Origin of the sequence: Haliea sp., from assembly GCF_040222615.1 — a bacterium.
Taxonomy (GTDB): domain Bacteria; phylum Pseudomonadota; class Gammaproteobacteria; order Pseudomonadales; family Halieaceae; genus Haliea.
Genome location: NZ_JAVKCQ010000233.1, coordinates 1 through 13,277, shown reverse-complemented (window position 1 = coordinate 13,277; position 13,277 = coordinate 1). Strand labels below are relative to the sequence as shown.

Genomic DNA, 13,277 nt, shown 5'->3' with positions numbered 1-13,277 from the left:
TTTGCTATCCCTGTTTGGGTTTCCTGGTCGCCAGCTTCGGTTTGACGGCGGGGGTGGTTTTTTTCCGTGTGCTGCGGACTTTCGTGGTGGCTTTCCTTGCGGTTTTCGCCCCGGTCCTGGCCTGCGCTGCGGTTTTTTTCTTGCCTGTCCGCTTTGCAGTGCTGGCGCGGCCCGCTTTTGCGGGAGCCGCGGCCCGGCGATGGCTGCCAGTCGCGGTCGCTGCCACGCTGGGCAGCCCCGCCAGCTCCTCAAGCTCCCGCAGGGCCTCCTCCAGGTAGTCGATGATACGCTGTACCTGGGGTACCGAGCGGCGGCAGGCAACGATGCCAAAATCCAGCTGCTTGCGGTAGCTGACCAGGGTGATGTTCATGGCGAAGCCATCGAAAACGATCGACGCCGGATACATGCCCTCCAGACTTGCCCCGTTCCAGTACAGTTGCTCCCGGGGCCCGGGGACATTGGAGATCACCGTGCTGAAAGCAGGGAACTGGCCCGCCAGCCCCAGGATCGAGCTGAGCAGGGCGGGAACCTGGGTCACCTGCATGAACAGGCTGGCCTCGCGGCCGGTCATGCCCCTGAGCAGGTCCTTGCCCGCAGCCATGGAGGCCCGGATCTTGCGCAGGCGCTGTTCAGGGTCTGCGACATCGGTTGCCAGGTCGGCGGTAATGAAGCCCACGGCGTTGGACGAATCCAGGTCGGACGCTTCGCGCAGGGACACCGGCGCCATGGCCTTGAGGGAGTGGGCGGGGCGCTCATTCTGGCTTGCCAGATAGCGGCGCAGTGCCCCTGAGCACATCGCCAGTACAATGTCATTTACCGTGGCCCCGGTGGCCTTGCATACTCCTCGCACGCGCTCGAACTCGAAGGACTGGGCGACAAAACGGCGGGAACCGGTGACGCTGGTGTTGATGGATGTGCGCGGTACCTGGTGCCAGGGGACCGACAGGCTGCCGCTGCGACCAAAAAAAGCCCCGCCGAACTGACGGAAGGCGCTGACCAGGTTGGCAGTCGTGTCGTATTGCTGGCGCAAGGCTTCCATCACATTCTTGAGTTCCCTGCCCCGGGGCTGCACCCGCGGGTGCTGGTCGCCCAGCAGTTTTTTCTTGTAGGTCTCGTAGGCGACGAAGGAAAGGGGCGAATGCCGGGTCCTGTCCTGCGGACCCCGGGAGTACATGGCGTTGACCATATGCATTGCCGAGGCACCGTCAACTGCTGCGTGGTGCATCTTGCTGTACAGTGCAAACTGGTTGTTTTGCAGGCCCTCGATCAGGTGGATTTCCCACAGCGGGCGACTGCGATCGAGCAGTGTGCTGTGCAGGCGCGATACCAGCATGAACAGCTCGCGGTAGCGGCCGGGCTGCGGCAGGGCAGAGTGGCGGACGTGGTAGTCGATGTCGAGATCCGCGTCTTCTTCCCAATACAGTCGCAGCGGTCCGGCTCGCCCCGTGGTTACGTATTCGCCAAAGGGCCGCCGGTAGTCTTCCTGGATCCGCAGTACTTCCAGTGCCTCCTGCAAAAACTGGCGCTGGTTAACGCCTTCGGGGAAGTTGAACAGATGCAATCCCCCGACATGCATGGGGGTCTCGCGCTTCTCCATCATCAGGAAGCCGGCATCGGCAAGGCTGATTGCACGCATTATCTTCTGGCCCTGTTATCGTGTGCTCAGTGCAACAATAGACTCTCTGGACGCGCGGGGGAAGCCCCGGTACGTCTCCGCTACAGCCAGCGGATTTTCCGGAACAGGGCCAGCATGCCAACGGCCAGGGTGAGCATGACGCCCAGCACGGCAAAGTAGCCGTAATGCCAGCCCAGCTCCGGCATGTGCTGGAAATTCATGCCGTAGAGGCCGGCGATGAAGCTGAGCGGGATGAACACTGCAGTAATGATGGTCAGGATCTTGATGGTGTTGTTCAGGTGGTGAGAGGTGATGGAAATGTGGCTCTCCACCAGATCGCCGCAGATCTCGTAGTACATGTGACACAGGCTGTGCAGCCGTTCGCAGCGGTCGAAAAGGTCCCTGCGGACGTGGTGTGTCTTGTCCTTGCCGGAGCCCAGGTGAACAGTGCCCCCGTGCAGGATCTGCTCCGCCAGCGCCCGGTGATAGCTGAATATGCGGTGCAGCTTGCGCAGTCTCGAGCGGTAGACCACCAGTTCCCTCATCACGGTATCGGTCTCATCGGCGAGCAGCGCGTCCTCCAGCCCCGCCAGGGTATCTTCGAACTCCATGAGCTTGTCGAGATAGCGGCCGCCGACATAGTGCAGGATGCGCATGGCCAGGATATTCGGCGTCTTCAGCAGCAGCTGCTGCTCCTCCTGGTCCCAGAAATGCTGCACGCTGACTGCGTGCCCGGGATGCGCGGTGATCAGCAGCCGTTCGCTCACCCACATTCCCACCGGCATGGGATGCAGGTTCAGGTCCTCATCCATCCTGCTCATGCCGCGAAACAGGATAAAAGTATCGTGATCAAACTCCTCGACCTTGGGGGGATGGCGCACCCTTGAACAGTCGCTGATGGCCAGCGGGTCACATTTCAGCGACAGTAGCAGGGCCTGAATATCTGCCGTCAGTTCCCCCTCAATATCCAGCCATAGTATGCTATCGCCCTGTTCACGCCACTGCTCTATCAGGCCTTGATCGCCGTACTGGTACTGGCCCTGCGCCGAGAGTAATCTGGTCTTCATCATCCGCTGCTATCTCCCCCGGGGAACGTGTCAATGGAACAGCTTAACCGAATCCTGCAAGTGCCTCTAATCGTTTTCGGGGAGGTCAGCATCAGTCTGGCGCAGATTCTCACGGTGCTGGCCTTCGTCGTGTTCGGGGTGATGCTGGTCATGTGGTCGGGCAGTTTTTTGCGGCGCCGGCTGAGCAAGCGCGGCGTCGATGTCAATGTGATTCAGCTGGTGTCGCGGGCCTGGCTGATCCTGGGCATGGTGATTGTCGCCATCTCCACCCTGGACCTGTTGAGCGTGCCCCTGGCCGCGTTCGCCTTCGTCTCCGGGGCGGTGGCGATCGGCTTCGGCTTCGGGGCCCAGAATATCATCAACAACTTTATCAGCGGCTGGATCCTGATGTGGGAGCGGCCGATCAAGATCGGTGATTTCCTGGAGCTGGGGGAGGTGCGAGGTACCGTCGAGTCAATCAACACCCGCTCCACCCGCATCCGCCGGGTGGACGGCGTACACCTGCTGATTCCCAACAGCCAGCTGCTGGAGACAACGGTCACCAACTGGACCCTGGAGGACGATCTGGTCCGCACATCCATCCGCGTCGGGGTCGCTTACGGCTCTGACGTTCGCCAGGTCGAGAAACTGTTGTACCAGGCCGCCAACGAACACCCGGATGTGTTGGAGACCCCTGCCAAGCTGGTGCTGTTCGACAATTTCGGCGACAGCTCGCTGGAGTTCGAACTCAATCTCTGGATTCATTCGACAGCGGAGCGCGGTCTCAGGATGATTCGCAGCGACCTGCGCTTTCGCATTGACGAACTGTTCCGGGAGCAGGGGATCGTGATCTCGTTCCCGCAGCGGGATGTGCACCTCGATGGGCAGCTGCGCCTTGTGCGGGAAGCGCGGACTAGCGGCGGTCAATCAGACTGATCGCCCCGCGCACCTGGCCCGGACTGTAGCCGGTGGCGCTATCTTCCGGATAGTACTCCGCGAGGGCTTTCTTCACCGGTTCCGCCAGCTCCTTGCCGTGGCACAACAGGCAGAGCGGTTCCACGCCCTGGGCCTGCATGTAGCGATACTGCCCATCCACCGTGTCCCCGTAATTCAGGGCCTGGGCCTGAGTGCCCGCGGTCTGTTCAGCGCTGAAACGCTCCAGCACCTCCCGCTCCCAGGAATCTGCCACGGCGCGCTCTGTGTTGCGAGGCTGCAGGCTTACCCTGCGCACCTCCCAGCCGGAACTGGCGCTCAATTCATCCATCAGCGCCGGGGCAATGTTGGCGCATACAGCCGTGGCCTGAGCCGGACCGCCTTCGGCGATGGCCTGCTGCAGCTGGGGCTTGAGTTGCCCCACGAACTGTTGCACCAGGGCTTGTGCCTCTGCCTCGACGGCAGTGGCAGGATCGCCCGCATGCCGTGACTCGGCACAGGCCACAGATGCTGTCATTGCCAACACTAAAACCAATCTCATTTGCATGAAAGTCTCCCGTTCTCCGTATCCTGACAGTATAGCGCCCTGTTTCCCCGCGCCCATGATCTGGCGCATGCTTTCGCGCCGCAAGCGGGCGACAAGTGCACTATACTTCCGGCATGGATCGCAGGAGCCACAGTACGATGACAAGATTCGGGTACAGCTTGTTGCTCATGCTGCTGGTGTTGGCCTGGCCGGCGCGGGCGGCGGTCTGGGTGGTCGATATCGAGGGCGCGATAGGTCCCGCCAGCGCCGATCACCTGCTGCGCTCGCTGGACAAGGCCGTGGACGCCGGCGCCAGTGCCCTGGTGCTGCGTATCGACACCCCGGGCGGCCTGGATACCGCCATGCGCGACATGATCAAGGCGATTCTCGCCTCCCCTGTCCCGGTGATTGCCCACGTCGCTCCCAGCGGCGCCCGCGCGGCCAGCGCTGGTACCTATATCCTGTACGCCAGCCACATAGCCGCCATGGCGCCAGGTACCAACCTCGGTGCCGCCACTCCGGTGCAGATGGGTGGGAGCCCCGGCCTGCCGCAGTTACCCGGTGCGGACGAACCGCAGGATGGCGCCGCTCCGCCGGAGCCTGCCAAGGGCAGTGCCATGGAGCGCAAGATCGTCAATGACGCGGTGGCGTACATACGCAGCCTCGCGCAGCTTCGCGGCCGCAACGGTGACTGGGCGGAACTTGCGGTGCGCGAGGGAGTGAGTCTGTCAGCGCAGGACGCCCTGGAGGCGGGTGTGGTTGACCTTGTGGCGGACAGCACCGAGGCATTGCTCGCGCAGCTGGACGGGCGTGAGGTGAGCGTGGGCGAGGCGACGGTTGCACTGCGCACAGCGGGTGTGCCCGTGATCCAGCAGCCACGGGACTGGCGCAGCGAGTTTCTCTCGGTGATCACCAACCCCAATATCGCCTATGTGCTGCTGCTGGTAGGAATTTACGGGCTGGTGATCGAATTCTACAACCCCGGGATCGGCCTGCCAGGGATCGTCGGTGCCATGAGTCTGCTGATTGCGCTGTACGCATTGCAGATGCTGCCGATCAGCTACGCCGGGATGGGCCTTATCCTGCTCGGCATTGGCCTGATGGTGGCGGAGGCCTTCGCCCCCAGTTTTGGAGTGCTTGGCCTGGGCGGCGTGGCGGCCTTTGTCACCGGCTCGGTGATGCTCATGGATACCACCCTGCCGGCATTCCAGCTGGCCCTGCCGATGATTGTTGCGGTGACTGTGTTCAGCGCCGGGCTGCTGGTATTTGCCCTGGGCATGATCCTGCGGGGGCGCAGGCAGGCCGTGGTTTCCGGCGTCGAGCACCTGCTCGGCACTACAGCGACAGTCAGCCGGGTGAAAGGCGAGGAGGCCTGGATCTGGCTGGACGGCGAGATCTGGCACGCCCGCAGCGACGCTCCGCTGGCGGTCAACGACAAGGTCACGGTGGCGGCGATCGACGGCCTTACCGTCGTGGTACACAAGCAAGCGGTAGCAACCGCAAAGGAGTAAGCGACAATGTTCGAGATGCAAACGTTCGGTGGTGTCATCCTGGTGCTGGTCATCGCCTTGCTGCTGTCCATGTTCCGGGTGCTGCGCGAGTACGAGCGCGGTGTCATTTTCATGCTCGGCCGCTTCTACCGCGTCAAGGGCCCCGGTCTGATCGTGATCATCCCCATCCTGCAACAGATGGTGCGGGTGGACCTGCGCACCCTGGTAATGGATGTGCCGACCCAGGATGTGATTTCCCGGGACAACGTCTCGGTACAGGTCAATGCTGTGATCTATTTCCGCGTGGTCGATCCCGAGCGGGCCATCATTCAGGTGGAGAATTACCTCGAGGCCACCAGCCAGCTGTCCCAGACCACTTTGCGGTCAGTGCTGGGTCAGCATGATCTCGACGACATGCTGGCGGAGCGCGATCGTCTCAACGACGACATCCAGTCGATTCTCGACAAGCAGACCGAGGCCTGGGGAGTAAAGGTCGCCAACGTGGAGATCAAACACGTAGACCTGAACGAGTCCATGGTGCGCGCGATCGCCAAGCAGGCCGAGGCCGAGCGGGAACGGCGCGCCAAGGTCATTCATGCGAACGGTGAAGCGGAGGCAGCGGAGAAACTGGCCGAGGCCGCGAAGATACTCGCCACTGAGGAGTCGGCCATCCAGCTGCGCTATCTGCAGACCCTGGTGGAAATTGCCGGTGACAAGAGCTCCACCATTGTGTTCCCCCTGCCAGTGGATATCATGAAGAAGTTCACCTGAGTATATCTTCCACTTTCCTAACGAGAGACTGTATGCAGTGTATTGAAATAAGCCAGCCTGGAGGTCCGGAGGTGCTGGTTGTGGCCGAGCGTGAGGCACCCCGGGCCGGGGCCGGAGAACTCCTGATCGAGGTGGTGGCTGCCGGCGTCAACCGGCCCGATGTGATGCAGCGGCTGGGCTTTTACCCGCCGCCTCCCGGCGCCTCGGACCTGCCGGGGCTGGAGGTGGCGGGAACCGTGGCGGCGGTAGGCGCCGGGGTCTCTGGCTGGAGCACGGGTGACCGGGTTTGCGCGCTGACCAATGGCGGTGGCTACGCGGAATATGTGACCGCACCCGCGGGGCAATGCCTGCCGGTGCCGAAGGAACTGGACCTGCTGGCCGCCGCGGGGCTGCCGGAAACCTGCTTCACCGTCTGGACCAACGTGTTTGATCGCGGTCGGTTACAGCCCGGGGAGAGTCTGCTGGTGCACGGGGGCAGTTCAGGTATTGGCACCACCGCGATCCAGCTGGCCTGCGCACTGGGGTCCACGGTCTACGCCACCGCCGGCAGCGAGGAGAAGTGTCAGGCCTGCGTCGAGCTCGGGGCCTCCAGGGCAGTCAACTATCGGCAGGAGGATTTCCGGGAGGTGCTCGCCGGGGTGACCGGGGACGCCGGGGTGGACGTCATCCTCGACATGGTCGGCGGCGACTATATCAATCGCAATATCCAGCTGGCGGCGCTGGATGGTCGCATTGTCAATATTGCCTACCAGACGGGCTTCGAGACCACGGTCAACTTTGTGCCCGTGTTGCTCAAGCGCCTGACCATGACGGCCTCGACCCTGCGGCCACAATCCACCGCCGCGAAGGCGGCGATTGCGGCGGGCTTGCGGGAGCATGTCTGGCCGTTATTGGTGCAGGGCAGGTTCAAGCCCGTTATCGCCGCAACCTTCCCCCTGGCGGAAGCCAGCGCCGCCCATGAGCTCATGGAGAGCAGCCGCCACATCGGCAAGATCATTCTGCAGGTACGGTAGCCGCGGGCAGGGCCCTCTCGGTGGCCTTGGCCCAGGCCTGGAATTCGGCGTACTCCTCTGCCAGGGCATCGGGAATGCGCTCATAGGCTTCGGCAAAGCTGCGCAGATCGGGGTCGCAGATAAACGCCATGGACTCGTCGCTGGTGTCGGCCTCGATGCCGAAGTCTGAGTACAGTGCGTTGAGATCACGCAGGTTCTCACAGGCCAGCATCAGCTCGTAACCGGTAACCCCGACCACGACGGCCCAGCCGAGGTAGGGCACGGCACCGGCAGGCAGGGAGCCGACGGTGGCGCTGGCGCTCTGCACCGTGCGCTGGCGGATAGCACTACCGGTGGCCTGTATCCGCGCGCTGACTTCATTGTTGCGGGCTTCTGCGGCTGCCAGTTCCAGGCCCTGTTCCGTCTGCCTCTGCTGCATTTGCACGTAGACGGTACCGACGCCGGCTTCGTCCAGCCACTCGGAGACAGCGGCGGTGGCGGGCCGCCAGGTCAGGATCAGGATGTTGCTGGCCAGCAGCAATGGAATGATGATGGTCCAGGCAATGCGGGTGAAGAAATGGCCCATGGTGCGTGCTCCCGTGGAGTTGTTATCGTTCAGTTAAACAGCCAGGGCGCCAGTTCCGCGCGGTTTGCCACCACGATCTGCTGCGCCATGGGGTCATCCTGCGCCGTGTCAGGGTCAATGTGCAACAGTTTGAGCGCGTAGGGAACCAGCTTGCCGCGCACGGTGATGGTGAGCGCGCCCTGGTGCATGCCGTAATCGGTTTCCACCACCTGGCGCTGGTCTTCGCGCAGGCGCGGGTCGGGGATAATGCGGAGGGTCACTTGCGTATTCCATTCGCTGTCCCCGGCGATGCCCCGATCCGAGTCATCGAGGATTTCCGGGATATCCCGGAAACGGCTCAGCACGAAATCCCGGTACTCCTGATTCTTTTCGCACCAGGCCCGCACATGCCAGCGCAGGCCGGTATAGACCAGGGTATGCGGGACTATGATGCGGCCCTCGCGGTCCGGGTGCTGGATGGAGACATAGTCCACCTCCAGCCGTTTCTGTTGCCGCGCAGCCTGCATGATGGGGCGCAGGACTTCCGGTCTGACATCGCGTACGGGAACCGACAGCACTTCCACATTGGCTACGTTCAGGGCCAGGGATTCGAAGACGTTGGACAGCTCGTTGTTGCGCGCCATCAGGTGCAGGTACTCGTCCGCCACACCCTGGGTGACACGGGGCGTAAAACCGGCTGCCGGGGTATAGCCCTTCAGGGATTTGTCGTAGACCAGGTTGCCGGGGCCGATCTGGCGGATATAGCTGTTGATATCCTTGCTGGCCTGTTGCCGGCCGATACCAAAGGTCTCGCAGAGGTGGCGGGTGGTGAGGCGTCCCTCCCAGAGCACGATGGTTTCGATAAAGCGATAGCGGACCAGCAGGTCCCAGCGAATGGGCCACTTGCCGTGGCTGGCGGTGATCACGCTGCGGTAGCTCCCCATGCTGGCAGAATGCCTGTATCGTACACCGACATGTCGCCCGCGAACATAGAGCAGAACGCAATGACCGACAGCAGGCCCGATCTGGCGGATCTTTACCGGCTGGCCACACGGTTGCAACAGGACCGGGAACAGCCTGTGTCCGTATTGCGGGAGCGGGATCGGGCGGTGGCGTCCGGGCTGGCCGCAACCGCGCCCCTGCCGCGCCTCCTGTACTGGCTGGACAAGGTTTCAGCGTCGGCGGGTGACGCTGCCGCGGATGCAGTCGAGCACCCTCTTTCCGCTGCATCGCTGGCACTGCTGGTGCGCTTGCTGGCACTGCTGGCCGGCTTTGTCACCATGGCGGGCTTCCTCTTTGGCAGTGAACGGGCGCTGGTAAACGTGTTCCTGTTCCTGGCGCTATTTGTGCTGCTGCAGTTCGCACTCAGCCTGCTGGCGGGTGCGATGATGTGGCGTACGGTCAGGGGCCACGTGCCGATGGCGCTGCCGCTGCACCCGGCGCGCTGGATCGTGCAGCGCAGCCTGCCGGACCGGCGCACCCTGCGGGAGGCGCAGCCGGTCCTGCGCATGCTGTTCCTGCGCTACGGGCAGGAACTGGGCGCCCTGTTCAGCGTGGGCGCGGCGCTGGCCTTCCTGCTGGTGCCTGCTCTGGGCGAGTTCAGTTTTGTCTGGGGCTCCACCTTCAATCCGGGCACCGGGCTGGTACAGCGCCTGACCGAAATTCTGGCGCTGCCGTGGTCTGCCTGGTTGCCGCTGGCCACCGTCCCGCCCGAGGTGGTGGCGAGCAGCCGGTTCCACCCGGCAACCGCAGCCCTTGATCGCAGCGCCATTGAAAGCATGCGTGGCTGGTGGTCTTTCCTGTGGGGGTGCCTGCTGGTCTACGCGTTGCTGCCCCGGTTGCTGCTGTGGGTCCTGTCGCGCCTGTTTTGCCGTCGCCTGCTGGTGCGCAGTTTTCTCCATTATCCCGGGGCAGAGCAGGTGCTGGCGAGAATGCAGGCGCCGCTGGTAAGCACGCGCGCCAGGGCGGAGGCCGGCGCGGCACCGGTGGCGCAGGTGGACCCCGCGCCGCTGGGATTCGCGGTGACGGATACCCGGTTGCTGGTGGTGGACTATGGCGGGGCACTGGGACCGGGTGGCCCCGCGGACTTCGAGGAGTTGCAAGCGCTGGTGCCGGCGCAGGTGCTGGTCGTCGGGACCGCGGGGTTGCCAGCTGATCTGGCCCGACTGCAGGCGCTGCCGGTGGCCTCCAGCGAGCGGCTGTTGCTGGTGGTGAAGGCCTGGGAGCCGCCGCTGGCGGAACTGCGGGACCTGCTCGAGCCCCTGGCCGGTGTGCCGCGCTGTACCGTCCTGCTGGCGCCGCTGCCCGGCAAGGCGATTCCCCACCGCAAGGTCGAGGACTGGCGCAGCTTCGTGCGCTCACTGCCATTTGCCAGTGTCGATGTGCAACTGCTGAACCGGGTGCAGCGCTGATGGCAGCATCGCCGAAAACAGCGCCGGCGTTCGCCGTGGTCGGGCGTCCCAACAAGGGCAAGTCCAGCATCGTCGCGACCCTGGCCCGGGACGATTCGGTGTTTATTGACGCCCGCGCCGGCTCCACCCGCAACGCCCGGGAGTTTCCCATGCGGGTGGACCAGGAGACGCTCTATGTGCTGGTGGATACGCCCGGTATCCAGCGCGCTCGCGCGGTACTGGACTGGCTGCAGGCGCACAGTGCCGATGCGGCGTCCCGACCCGCCGCCGTGCGCCAGTTCGTGCAGGTTCACCGCGCGGACCCGCGCTTCCACGATGAATGTGAACTGCTACAGCCCATCGTCAACGGCGCCGGTATCATCTATGTGGTCGATGGTTCGGTGCCTTTCAGCGCGGACTATGAAGCGGAGATGGAGATCCTGCGCTGGACCGGTCGGCCCAGCCTGGCGCTGATCAATCCCATCGACAGCGATGACTTCGCCGCTGAATGGAACGCGGGACTGGGCCAGTATTTTCGCACCGTGCGCCAGTTCGACGCCCAGCGCGCGGAGTTGACCAAGCAGCTGGAGCTGCTGGAACTGTTCGGGCACCTGGACCCGGGCTGGCGCGATGCGCTGTCCCGGGCGGTGACAGTGCTGCGCGACGAGCGCGCGGCACAACACCGGGCCGCCAGCCTGCTGATTGCCGACCTGCTGGTCGAGGCGATCACCTGGGAGACCTCGCAGAAAGTGCCGCGCGGGCTGCCAGTGGAGCCGGTGCAGGCGCTGCTGTTCAAGCGTTACCAGCACCACCTCGCGGAGCGGGAGCGGCAGTGCCGGCGCCAGGTGGAGGAGCTGTTCTCCTGGACCAGCCTGACCCGCACGGAGGAGGGGCTGGCGCTGGAAGAGTCGGAGCTGTTCAATGTCGATGACTGGTATCTTTGGGGGCTGGATCGCCGCTCCCTGGTGACCGTTGCGGGTTCGGTGGGTGCCGTGGTGGGAGGCGGCACAGGCCTGGTTATCGACGGTGCAACCGGGGGCCTCCTGGGTGGTCTGGGGACCCTGGTTTCCGGGGCACTCGGCGCCGCCGGTAGCGGCCTTGCGGCACTGCGCTACGCCAACGATATTGGCGAGATCCGGGTCCGGGGCATCCCGACGGGAGGCAAGGAATTGCACTACGGTCCCGCCCGCAATCTCAATTTTCCCTTCGTGGTGCTGGGGCGGGCGCTGCTGCATCACCATTTGCTGTGCAGCCGCACTCACGCGGATCGCAGTGCCCTGAACCTGGGCGGTCAATTGCTCGCGGATCTGGACGAAAGTCAGCGGCGGCAGTTCGGGCGCGTGTTTGCCGACCTGCGCAAGGGCAGGAAGCTTACCGAGCGGCGGCAACAGCTGGCGGCGTTGATCGAAGCGCAATGCCTGCAACGGGACATCTGAAACCACCCCTGGAGGAGAGCGACATGAGCCCCACGAAGTCCAACAACCCGAAGGGCGCCGGCAGCAAGCCGCGCAATCCCCGGTCCTCTGCCAGCTCCTCCGCCAGCGACCCCGTGCGCAGGACGGCCCTGATTACCGGCGCTTCCTCAGGCATAGGTGAGACCCTGGCCTGGCTGATTGCGGCAGAGGATTACGACCTGGTCCTGGTTGCCCGCAGCCGGGACAAGCTCGAAGCGCTGGCCCAGGCCCTGCGCGAGAGCCACGCCATCGGCGTCACCGTATTGTCCCTGGATATGGCGGCCAGCGGCAGCGCCCGCAAGTTGTGGTTGGCATTGCAGCGGCAGGGCGTGGCGGTGGACGTACTGGTTAACAACGCGGGCGTGCTGCAGCACGGGGCATTCACGGCCATGACGCCGGCAGATCATCAGGCCATGGTGCAACTGAATGTGGGGGGATTCACCGATCTGCTGGCCCATTTCGTGCCGCCAATGGCAGCGCGCGGCAGCGGCCGGGTGCTCAACGTGGCATCGATTGCGGCGTTCCAGCCGATTCCCAGCCTGGCGACCTACGCCGCCACCAAGGCCTACGTGCTGTCCCTGTCCGAAGCGCTGGGGGAGGAGCTGCGTGGCACCGGCGTGACCCTGACCACCCTCTGCCCGGGCATCACCGCCACCGACATGATGGCCCGGGCCCAGGCGGGCTCCAGTACCCTGCAGAATCTGCCGGCGATGCTGGTTTCCGATGTCCAGGAGGTCGCCGGGGAAGCCTGGCGGGCCTGCCTGAAAGGGCAGGCCATCGTCGTGCCGGGCACGCTCAATCTGGCGACCACGCTGGCGGCCCGGGCGACGCCGAAATGGCTGGTGCGCCGCCTCACCGGGCTGCTGGGACGCTCCACCCTGTAGTCGGCGCCGCCTGCCGCAGCGTTCCGGGGCAGTGGTGGCGACGGCTGGGCCACATCGCGGGCCCTAGCGAATCTCAGCCTCCGGCCGACCCTGCCACCAGAAGGGTTGCAGGACCCGTTCACCGGTGAACACCTCGCTGAGTGATTCCGCCTCATAGACCCGCCCATTCAGCACGATGTGGCTGATATGGTCAGAGTGTCGGATATCCTCCAGCGGGTTGGCCTCCAGGACCACCAGGTCCGCCAGTTTGCCCGGTTCCAGGGAGCCGATGTCCCCTTCCATGCCGAGATAGGTGGCCGGATTGATGGTCGCCGCCGCGAGGGCCTGCATGGGGCTGAAGCCACCGCGGACGAAACTCCACATCTCCCAGTGTGTCGCCAGGCCCTCGCGCTGACCGTGGCCGCCGGTGTTGACCAGGACGCCCTCGTCCAACAGGGTTTTCGCGGCTGCCGCGGCATCGTCGTCGCGGTAGTCCGCGTCGGGGGCCATGGGGCGGCGCACCGATCTCGGCTGCAGCACCGTGGGCGGGACGAAGTTGGCCAGCAGCCGGTGCTTCCAGACTTCGGTGTCCTGGTAGTAGTAGTCCTCGGAAGTCAGCCCGCCGAAGGTCA

The 13,277-nt window shown here is 64.4% G+C and carries 13 protein-coding genes; 7 read left to right on the top strand and 6 right to left on the bottom strand.

All coding sequences use genetic code 11. The annotated features are described in order from the left end of the window. Positions 1 to 4 precede the first annotated feature (4 nt). Positions 5 to 1,636, bottom strand: coding sequence for a WS/DGAT/MGAT family O-acyltransferase (locus RJQ10_RS18405; protein WP_350148865.1), 1,632 nt, complete (start codon positions 1,634 to 1,636; stop codon positions 5 to 7). 80 nt (positions 1,637 to 1,716) lie between these two features. Further along, entirely contained in the window at positions 1,717 to 2,685 is a 969-nt protein-coding gene (locus tag RJQ10_RS18400; RefSeq protein WP_350148863.1) for a magnesium transporter CorA family protein, read from the bottom strand. A 30-nt stretch (positions 2,686 to 2,715) separates the two neighbouring features. On the opposite strand from RJQ10_RS18400, the gene RJQ10_RS18395 reads away from it, so the two are divergent. Further along, positions 2,716 to 3,597 carry a mechanosensitive ion channel family protein gene (locus RJQ10_RS18395; protein WP_350148861.1) on the top strand — a complete coding sequence of 294 codons (882 nt, stop codon included), beginning with the start codon at positions 2,716 to 2,718 and terminating at the stop codon, positions 3,595 to 3,597. Here RJQ10_RS18395 and RJQ10_RS18390 read toward each other — a convergent pair. Further along, positions 3,575 to 4,111 (bottom strand): Tll0287-like domain-containing protein, encoded by a 537-nt coding sequence (locus RJQ10_RS18390; protein WP_350148859.1) that lies wholly within the window; start codon positions 4,109 to 4,111, stop codon positions 3,575 to 3,577. The genes RJQ10_RS18395 and RJQ10_RS18390 overlap by 23 nt on opposite strands. 167 nt (positions 4,112 to 4,278) lie before the next feature. Here RJQ10_RS18390 and RJQ10_RS18385 point away from each other — a divergent pair, with 167 nt between their 5' ends. From RJQ10_RS18385 to RJQ10_RS18375, 3 genes are read left to right on the top strand one after another with little or no spacing between them, the layout of a single operon-like run. After that, complete coding sequence (locus RJQ10_RS18385) at positions 4,279 to 5,631, top strand: NfeD family protein (protein WP_350148857.1); 1,353 nt, start codon at positions 4,279 to 4,281, stop codon at positions 5,629 to 5,631. Between the two features lie 6 nt (positions 5,632 to 5,637). Further along, positions 5,638 to 6,381, top strand: coding sequence for a slipin family protein (locus RJQ10_RS18380; RefSeq protein ID WP_350148856.1), 744 nt, complete (start codon positions 5,638 to 5,640; stop codon positions 6,379 to 6,381). A 32-nt stretch (positions 6,382 to 6,413) separates the two neighbouring features. Next, positions 6,414 to 7,394, top strand: coding sequence for an NAD(P)H-quinone oxidoreductase (locus RJQ10_RS18375; RefSeq protein ID WP_350148855.1), 981 nt, complete (start codon positions 6,414 to 6,416; stop codon positions 7,392 to 7,394). Here the strand turns inward: RJQ10_RS18375 and RJQ10_RS18370 are convergent. Both RJQ10_RS18370 and RJQ10_RS18365 read right to left on the bottom strand, forming a co-directional pair. After that, positions 7,375 to 7,959: a hypothetical protein gene (locus RJQ10_RS18370; protein WP_350148853.1), complete on the bottom strand. Its 585-nt coding sequence runs from the start codon at positions 7,957 to 7,959 to the stop codon at positions 7,375 to 7,377. The two genes, RJQ10_RS18375 and RJQ10_RS18370, sit on opposite strands and share 20 nt — an antisense overlap. A 29-nt stretch (positions 7,960 to 7,988) precedes the next feature. Next, positions 7,989 to 8,882, bottom strand: coding sequence for a WYL domain-containing protein (locus RJQ10_RS18365; RefSeq protein WP_350148851.1), 894 nt, complete (start codon positions 8,880 to 8,882; stop codon positions 7,989 to 7,991). 60 nt (positions 8,883 to 8,942) lie between these two features. Between RJQ10_RS18365 and RJQ10_RS18360 the strand changes: the two genes are divergently transcribed. From RJQ10_RS18360 to RJQ10_RS18350, 3 genes are read left to right on the top strand one after another with little or no spacing between them, the layout of a single operon-like run. Beyond that, a complete protein-coding gene (locus RJQ10_RS18360) occupies positions 8,943 to 10,349 on the top strand; it encodes a DUF2868 domain-containing protein (RefSeq protein WP_350148850.1) in 1,407 nt (468 codons plus the stop codon). Beyond that, the gene (locus RJQ10_RS18355) at positions 10,349 to 11,764 is read left to right on the top strand and encodes a DUF3482 domain-containing protein (RefSeq protein WP_350148849.1); all 1,416 of its coding nucleotides are present in this window, start codon (positions 10,349 to 10,351) and stop codon (positions 11,762 to 11,764) included. The genes RJQ10_RS18360 and RJQ10_RS18355 overlap by 1 nt, the downstream gene beginning before the upstream one ends. 23 nt (positions 11,765 to 11,787) lie before the next feature. Continuing rightward, a complete protein-coding gene (locus tag RJQ10_RS18350) occupies positions 11,788 to 12,666 on the top strand; it encodes an SDR family NAD(P)-dependent oxidoreductase (protein WP_350148847.1) in 879 nt (292 codons plus the stop codon). A 63-nt stretch (positions 12,667 to 12,729) separates the two neighbouring features. Here RJQ10_RS18350 and RJQ10_RS18345 read toward each other — a convergent pair. After that, a partial coding sequence (locus RJQ10_RS18345; protein ID WP_350148846.1) for an amidohydrolase family protein occupies positions 12,730 to 13,277 on the bottom strand: 548 nt, incomplete at its 5' end.